Annotated in this window: 7 protein-coding genes; 3 read left to right on the top strand and 4 right to left on the bottom strand. The window is 42.4% G+C overall.

What is annotated here, in order from left to right; genetic code table 11:
* Positions 1 to 382 precede the first annotated feature (382 nt).
* The 4 genes from OC23_RS15310 to OC23_RS15295 all read right to left on the bottom strand — a co-directional run bounded on the left by OC23_RS15310 (position 383) and on the right by OC23_RS15295 (position 3,979).
* Positions 383 to 940 (bottom strand): peptidylprolyl isomerase, encoded by a 558-nt coding sequence (locus OC23_RS15310; RefSeq protein WP_038345776.1) that lies wholly within the window; start codon positions 938 to 940, stop codon positions 383 to 385.
* Positions 941 to 1,070: 130 nt separating this feature from the next.
* Entirely contained in the window at positions 1,071 to 2,141 is a 1,071-nt protein-coding gene (locus OC23_RS15305; protein ID WP_038345775.1) for an alpha/beta hydrolase, read from the bottom strand.
* A 358-nt stretch (positions 2,142 to 2,499) separates the two neighbouring features.
* Positions 2,500 to 2,736 (bottom strand): hypothetical protein, encoded by a 237-nt coding sequence (locus tag OC23_RS15300; RefSeq protein WP_038345774.1) that lies wholly within the window; start codon positions 2,734 to 2,736, stop codon positions 2,500 to 2,502.
* Positions 2,737 to 3,124: 388 nt separating this feature from the next.
* Entirely contained in the window at positions 3,125 to 3,979 is an 855-nt protein-coding gene (locus OC23_RS15295) for an MBL fold metallo-hydrolase (protein ID WP_038345773.1), read from the bottom strand.
* A gap of 107 nt (positions 3,980 to 4,086) precedes the next feature.
* On the opposite strand from OC23_RS15295, the gene OC23_RS15290 reads away from it, so the two are divergent.
* The 3 genes from OC23_RS15290 to dnaK all read left to right on the top strand — a co-directional run bounded on the left by OC23_RS15290 (position 4,087) and on the right by dnaK (position 7,822).
* Positions 4,087 to 4,980, top strand: coding sequence for a LysR family transcriptional regulator (locus OC23_RS15290; RefSeq protein ID WP_038345771.1), 894 nt, complete (start codon positions 4,087 to 4,089; stop codon positions 4,978 to 4,980).
* A gap of 159 nt (positions 4,981 to 5,139) precedes the next feature.
* Positions 5,140 to 5,685 carry a nucleotide exchange factor GrpE gene (grpE, locus tag OC23_RS15285; protein ID WP_038345769.1) on the top strand — a complete coding sequence of 182 codons (546 nt, stop codon included), beginning with the start codon at positions 5,140 to 5,142 and terminating at the stop codon, positions 5,683 to 5,685.
* Positions 5,686 to 5,875: 190 nt separating this feature from the next.
* Positions 5,876 to 7,822, top strand: a complete 1,947-nt coding sequence (dnaK, locus tag OC23_RS15280; protein WP_038345768.1) for a molecular chaperone DnaK — start codon at positions 5,876 to 5,878, stop codon at positions 7,820 to 7,822.
* Positions 7,823 to 7,891 lie beyond the last annotated feature (69 nt).

Raw genomic sequence — 7,891 nt, 5'->3', positions numbered from 1 at the left:
TCAATTACTGACTTATATTCGCTCAAATAAACTTCGAGAAATTTAAACCAATTAATCAATGAAATATATTCGATCGATCAACCGGTAAAAATCCACACAAGTTGTTCTTCTATTCTCTTAATGATCTCTTTATCGCCTCGTCAGCGATAAATAAAACGCAAAAATATTTAACAACTTAACCATTAAAGCTAAGTTATTTTTGCTTCATTGCGTCGGGATGTGTGCATTATAGGAGATTTTTTTTAGTGTGCAAGCTTTTTTAAGCCTTTGTTTTATTGAGTGTTCTTTTTTTACACACAAATATGCGTATTATTTCCACTATTTCTCCATAACCCTATAAATTTAAAGCAGAAATATTTTATAGATATTTCTGCTTTGTTTTTTACTTCTTGTTCTTTATCTGAACACTGACAATTTTAACCGGTTGTTTCGGGACATTTTGATGCATTCCATAGTTACCGGTCGGTACGCTGACAATCTTGTCTACCACATCCATTCCCTTGGTGACCTTACCAAACACGGCGTAACCCGCATCCATTGCAGATTTATTTAAAAAGTTATTATCTGCAACATTAATGAAGAACTGGCTGCTTGCAGAGTTCGGATCACTGGTACGCGCCATTGCCAAAGTACCTCGTGTATTTTTCAGACCATTGCCGGCTTCGTTCACAATCGGCGCTCGGGTACTCTTCTCAACCATATTGGCTTCTAGCCCCCCACCCTGAACCATGAAACCAGGAATCACGCGATGGAAGATGGTGCCTGCATAGAAATTGCTTTTTACATAGCTTTCAAAGTTCTTTGCTGAAATAGGTGCTTTATCATCAAACAGCTCGATTTCGATATTGCCCATACTGGTTTTCATCTCAACCATGGTGTTTGCAAATAAATGGCTGCTTGCCAAAATTAAACCTGTTGTAATCAACAACTTTTTCATCATTGCTCTTCTCAGCTTGGAAATAGACATGTTGTGGAGTTTTATCTTAATTTTGCAATTGTGTTTTGGCTATTTCTATTTGTTACCTGAAAGCAAGCGCCGATGTTTCACGTGAAACATCGGCTCTGTGCATTTAACTATGTTTATCCCAGAATTTCCTGAAGTTCTTGGCCACTTCTATGGTATTGCGTTTTGCCTTGCCCGAAACCGGGGTCAGGTTGAAAAAACCATGCGTCTGGTCTGGATAGTCGACATATTGGACTTTAACGCCATTTTGTCTGAGTTTATGGCTATAGATAGCACCTTCGTCGTGAAGCAAATCATGTCCGGCAGTAATTACATAAGCTGGTGCCAGCTTTTTAAGGCTGCCATAGGTGGGTGAAATGAGCGGATCATCCAAAGCGACATTATGCCGGGTTGCATAGTAGTCGGTGACATAGTCCACATCTTTACTGGTCAGCACCAAACCTTCGCCATAGGCATAGAATGAAGGGTGTCGACTTTTAAAGTCCACCACAGGATAAATCAGTAACTGGGCTTGTGGCGCATAAGACTTACCCGCAGCATGCTGGGCCACCACCGTACTGATATTCCCTCCTGCGCTATCCCCTGCAACAGCAATACGGTTTTTATAGATTTTGAGTTGACGGCGGTTTTGATAAACCCAGGCCAGGGCATCTTCACATGACTTAATCAGTAATTGAGGTGAAGCTTCAGGCGCCAGTGGATAGTCGATACTTAAAATCTGGACTTTGGCATGTTTGGCGATCAGGCGGCAAACTTCATCATGTGTATCCAGACCGCCGACAACAAAGCCACCCCCATGATAAAACACCAGCATCGGCAGTTTTTTATTGGGTGCCGGATGGTAATGTCTTGCGAAAACCGTTCCGCTTTGTAATGGCAGACGGATATCTTCAACAGATTCAATCGAGGTTGGTTTATTTAAAATTGCCAGCATTTGTGCATCAAACTGACGACGCGATTCAATCGGGTCATCCCCAATAAAACCAATCCGGCCTTGCTTGATCTGGACAGCCATCAGACATTTGGTAAATGCATCCAGATCGGGATATTGATGAGGATAGCCCAAAATCTTGGCCAGAGACTCTTGGACAATTTTGGGGAGTTTATCAAGTGCGCGAGCAGCAGGACCTTGTCCTTTATCTAACAGTGTTTGAATTTTTGGAGGTAATGCTGTCACTTTTGTCCCCTTCTCTTGCTCTGTCCATCATTGTTGTTGTCTTCGACTATATGCTTTTATAAAGTCTTAGATCAAGTTGATGATTTGAAATAAGTCGTACGCTAAAGGGCTATTATTAAAAAGTCATTAACCAGAGTGCTTATTCATCGCTGCTTTTTGTGCCAATTGAAGCATGCACATGCAACAGGGCCCAAAACGATAAAACTAGAACCAATTATTTAGCTCTAGTTTTATATCACTTTAAAAATGTCATTTTTATGAATAAGTCGACTTCGCGTGATGTATAGCAGTACATGCGTCAGATTAAATGCGGCATCTGTTGTTTAATCTTGTGCGAAGCCAACCTAATAATAAAAAATTATTGAGCGCCAGCGCCTGCAGAACCAGATACAGAACCTGAAACGTCAGCTGAAGCACTACCTGGCTGAACATCAACAGATGAACCGGCCTGTACCCCAACGCCACCTTGTACGCCTGCCGGGCTTGCACTGGTTTGTGCTGAACCAGAAGCATCCAGACCACCTTGAGTCGAGCAACCTACAGCTGTTAATGCAACACCAGCTACAACCATAGAGATCAATGCTAACTTTTTCATTGTATATTTCCTTTCATTATGACGAAAAGCAAAGTTGTCTTTGCGTTGCCTATCATTCACAATTTTTTCCAGGGACGTGATGAGGATTAGTTGCAGTTTGTTATGGAAGCAGCATTTTTTTGCAATTTTTCTTAACTCACCTATTCGCGCTATTCACATATTCATAAAACCCGATCGAAATGCTAAGCATTTATCAATACAACAGTTTCATCACTTTTCAGGGCGTAATCCATTAAAAAAATCCGGTTATCTTATTTTTTTATAATTCATAGAAACACAGCACAACCGTGCTAAAAGATTACAATTGGGTAATTTTCATTAAGAATAAATGTAGCCTACATAAAAAAACCGTGAATTTTCATCACGGTTTCTGGTTATTGCTTCGTATTTAAGGCCATTTCATCTCGCCCTTAACCACTTTGGCGCCGAGCTCCAGACTGCCCGACTCGCCTAAGGCCGGATAGTGCTTTTGCATCATTTTTACCAGTTCAGCCGAATTATTGGTGCTTTGCACTGCTTTCTCATACTGTTTTAAATAATCAATCGAGAAGTTCACCGCATCCAGACCTTCTGCCGCTCCGGCTTGCATATGGGCGGGTACAACCACTTTAGGATTGAGTGCCTTAATACTTTCCAAAGCCTGTACCACTTCAGCACGATCTTTGACTGTTGGCGTATCTGCTGTCCACAAATGAATGCCCGATGAAACCGGAATACCACCGACAACCGCTTTCGCACTCGGAATCCATAAATAAGTCAGCTCTTTTTTACCCTTAATCTCGATATTTTCATTTTCCAGTTTTAAGGTTTTGGCAGTATAGGCTTGCGGTACAATAATTTTATCCGGTGCATTGGCACCCATTTTTGGCCCCCAGTAGGCAACTTTCAATGCCTGTGTATCCTGAATATGTTTGACTGTTTCAGGGGTCGCAATAATTTGTACATTAGGAAAATATTGCTTAAACACATCCAGGCCAAAATAGAAATCCGGGTCGCCATAGCTGACAAAAATCGTTTTTAAGGTTTTGCCACTGTCGAGAATATCCGCTGCAATGCGTAATGCTTCCGACTTAGAGAATTGGGCATTGACCAGCAACACATCTTTCTCCCCTTCGATCAAGGTAGAGGTCACACCGAAATGGTCAGGCTGAGCCAGAAAATTCTGGATTTTCAGGTCTTGTGCTACTGCTGCCGATGTAGCAGCAAAAGTAGATAAAGCAAGAATATAGGCTTTGGTCTTCATGTTATCGTCTCCAAACTGATAACACTTACTTTAAATTGCAATTTTTGCTGAAGAAACCCACTAATCTAAGATAAAATGTTGCATATCTTGCAACAATGATAATAAATATGGATACCTTAAAAGCCATTCAAGTCTTTGTCTGTATTGCACAGCAAGGCAATCTGAGTAAAGCAGCCGAACATCTGGATTATTCAAAAGCCATGGTGTCGCGCTATCTGGAACATCTTGAGCAGACATTTTCAACCCGGTTGTTTCAACGCAATACCCGCAAAGTGTCGCTCACCCCTGCTGGCGAAAAAGCGCTGGTCTATTGTGAGAATATTTTACAGCAACAACAGTTACTGGAGGGTCTGGCTGCGCCCGAACAGCATAATGGAACCATTCGTTTTACCTGTGGTCTGTTTCTGTTTCAGCTCGGTGTCAATGAATGTATCAAGCAATTTAAAAAACGCTATCCGCAAATTCATTTTGATGTGTATTTAACCGAGAATACCGTAGACCTGATCGATGCACATGTTGATCTGGCGCTCAGGATTACCCAAAAAGTCTCGGATGGCCTCATCGCACGCCCGGTCTGCCAGATCGAATCGGTGTTTTGCGCCCATCCTCATTATTTGCAGGATCACACGCCCCTGCTCCACCCCAGCCAGCTGATCCAGCATGACTGTATTGCCCATCATACCCATAACCAGTACTGGACCTTGTTCGATACAGATCAGCAACCGCAGAACTATCCATTAAATGTTACGTTTAAAAGCAATGATGTCGTTGCACTTTACCAGATGTGCTTAAAAGCAGAAGGGATCGCCATGCTCCCGACCTTACTGGTACGTCAGGATATTGCACAGCAGCGCTTGCAACAGGTATTTACAGATTTTTCTGCACCCGACCTGACCTTGTCGTTAGTCTATGCATCAAGACAACATTTGCCCAAAATTACCCAGGAATTTATCGCTTTTGTTGTTGAAAACCTGAATTTTTACTTAAATCAGCAAAATTAAAAGATTTAAATCGACCTGAACGCTTGAATTTTGTCGCCTTGCCCATACTTCATCCCTATCAATGAATGACCAAGATGTGGCAGTTCGGGTTTACCCCTATGAGCATTCACGCCAAAAGGACTGTACATGTTTAAGAACTTTTTTCAACGGAGATCATCAATGGCTAATGAGCACAATGAGCAAGCTCAAGACATTCAAAATGAGCAACAGACTGAACAAACTCAAGCTGAAGGTGTAGAGCAGGCAAACGAGCTTAGCGTTGAAGATTTACAAGCGCAAATCACCCAACTTGAAGAAAGCCTGAAACTGGAAAAAGCACGTACTGCCAATGCGGTTTATGAAGCGCAGAAAAGTGTAGAGCGTATCCAACGCGAATCTGAAAAGCATAAAGATACCGTGCTGGAAAAATTCGCCAAGGAATTACTCGATTCTGTCGACAATCTGGAACGTGCGATTCAGGCAGCTGGCGAAGAAGAAACTCCTGTACTTGAAGGGGTTAAGCTGACTTTGAAATCACTCCTGACCACGCTTGAAAAATTTGGTGTGGTCGAAGCAGATACCCAAAATGGTTTCAATGCAGATCTACATCAGGCAGTGGGTATTGACCCGAATGCCAAAGCCAATGAAATCGGGACAGTTTTACAAAAAGGTTATACCTTAAATGGGCGCCTGATCCGTCCGGCCATGGTGATGGTAGGCCAATGATCCCGATGAGCAAAGGCTTTATTTGCTCAAAAAATGCAGAAAATTGAGAATTTTTTGATTTTTTTTCATAAAAATGCTTGAAAAAAACCGAATAACTCTCATATCGAATAACAAGCAAATCCCCTTTTAACCGCCCTTGAGCAAAGGGAAATTTTTAGGGGATTCACAAAATTTTAGAGGAACATAATCAATGGCAAAAATTATTGGTATTGACTTAGGTACTACCAACTCATGTGTTGCTGTACTAGAAGGCGATAAAGTAAAAGTAATCGAAAACGCTGAAGGCGCACGTACCACTCCTTCGATCATTGCCTATAAAGATGGCGAGACGCTGGTCGGTCAAAGCGCAAAACGTCAGGCAGTAACCAACCCGAAAAATACCTTATTCGCAATCAAGCGTTTAATCGGTCGTCGTTATGAAGATCAGGCTGTACAAAAAGACATCGGCCTCGTACCTTACAAAATCATCAAAGCCGACAATGGCGATGCCTGGGTTGAGGTAAACGATAAAAAACTGGCACCACAACAGATCTCTGCTGAAATCTTGAAAAAGATGAAAAAAACTGCAGAAGACTATTTAGGTGAAACCGTTACTGAAGCAGTGATTACTGTTCCTGCATACTTTAACGATGCACAACGTCAGGCAACCAAAGACGCAGGTAAAATTGCTGGTCTGGATGTTAAACGTATCATCAACGAACCAACAGCTGCTGCTCTTGCGTTCGGTATGGACAAAAAAGAAGGCGACCGTAAAGTTGCGGTTTACGATTTGGGTGGTGGTACTTTTGACGTATCTATCATTGAAATTGCAGACCTTGATGGCGACCAGCAGATCGAAGTGTTATCAACCAATGGTGATACCTTCCTTGGCGGTGAAGACTTCGATAGCGCGTTAATTGAATTCCTGGTTGAAGAATTCAAGAAAGAACAAAGTGTCAACTTGAAAAATGACCCACTTGCATTACAACGTTTGAAAGAAGCAGCGGAAAAAGCAAAAATCGAGCTTTCTTCATCAAATGCAACTGAAATCAACCTTCCATACATCACGGCTGATGCGTCTGGTCCTAAACACTTGGTGATCAACGTCACACGTGCAAAACTTGAAGGTCTGGTTGCAGATTTGGTTGCCCGTACGATTGAGCCTTGTAAAATTGCACTTAAAGATGCCGGTCTTTCAACGTCTGACATCTCTGACGTGATCTTGGTAGGTGGTCAGTCTCGTATGCCGCTTGTACAACAAAAAGTACAGGAATTCTTCGGTAAAGAGCCACGTAAAGACGTGAACCCGGATGAAGCCGTAGCGATTGGTGCAGCGATTCAGGGTGCGGTACTGTCTGGTGACAAAACTGACGTACTTTTATTAGACGTTACGCCGTTAACATTAGGTATCGAAACCATGGGTGGTGTATTGACACCAATCATTGAGAAAAACACTACGATTCCTGCGAAGAAATCACAAGTGTTCTCTACCGCTGCTGATAACCAGCCTGCAGTAGACATTTCGGTTTACCAAGGTGAACGTAAAATGGCTCAACAAAACAAATTGTTGGGTAACTTCCAGTTAGGCGATATCCCACCTGCTCCACGTGGCGTACCGCAAATTGAAGTATCGTTCGACATCAACGCTGACGGTATCTTGAAAGTATCGGCAAAAGACAAGAGCACGGGTAAAGAGCAATCGATCCAGATTAAAGCAAACTCAGGTCTGTCTGATGCTGAAATCGAAGCGATGATCAAAGATGCTGAAGCGAATGCGGAAGAAGACCGTAAGTTTGAAGAGTTAGCGAAAGCTCGTAACGAAGCAGACGCTTTAATCTCTAGTTCAAACAAGGCAGTGAAAGATCTTGGTGACAAAGTGACCGAAGATGAAAAAACTGCCATCAACACAGCGGTTTCTGAGCTTGAAGCAGCAACCAAAGAAAATGATGTTGAAGACATCAAAGCGAAAACTGAAGCTTTACAAAACATCTTGATGCCAATTACACAACGTGCTTATGAACAGGCACAAGGTGCAGCGGGTGGCGCTGAAGGTTTTGATCCAAATGCATTCCAAGGTGGTGATGCAGGTCAACAACAAAAAGCGGACGATGGCGTTGTAGATGCTGAGTTCACAGAAGTAAAAGATGACAAAAAATAATTTGTCACTTTAAAAAAAGACCGCGCCTAAGCGCGGTTTTTTTATGTTTTAAATCACCGCTGGCGCCAG

Source organism: Acinetobacter sp. A47 (genome assembly GCF_000805455.1).
Classification (GTDB): Bacteria; Pseudomonadota; Gammaproteobacteria; order Pseudomonadales; family Moraxellaceae; genus Acinetobacter.
The sequence above is the reverse complement of the archived record's forward strand: the minus strand, read 5'-3'. Positions and strand labels throughout refer to the sequence as shown.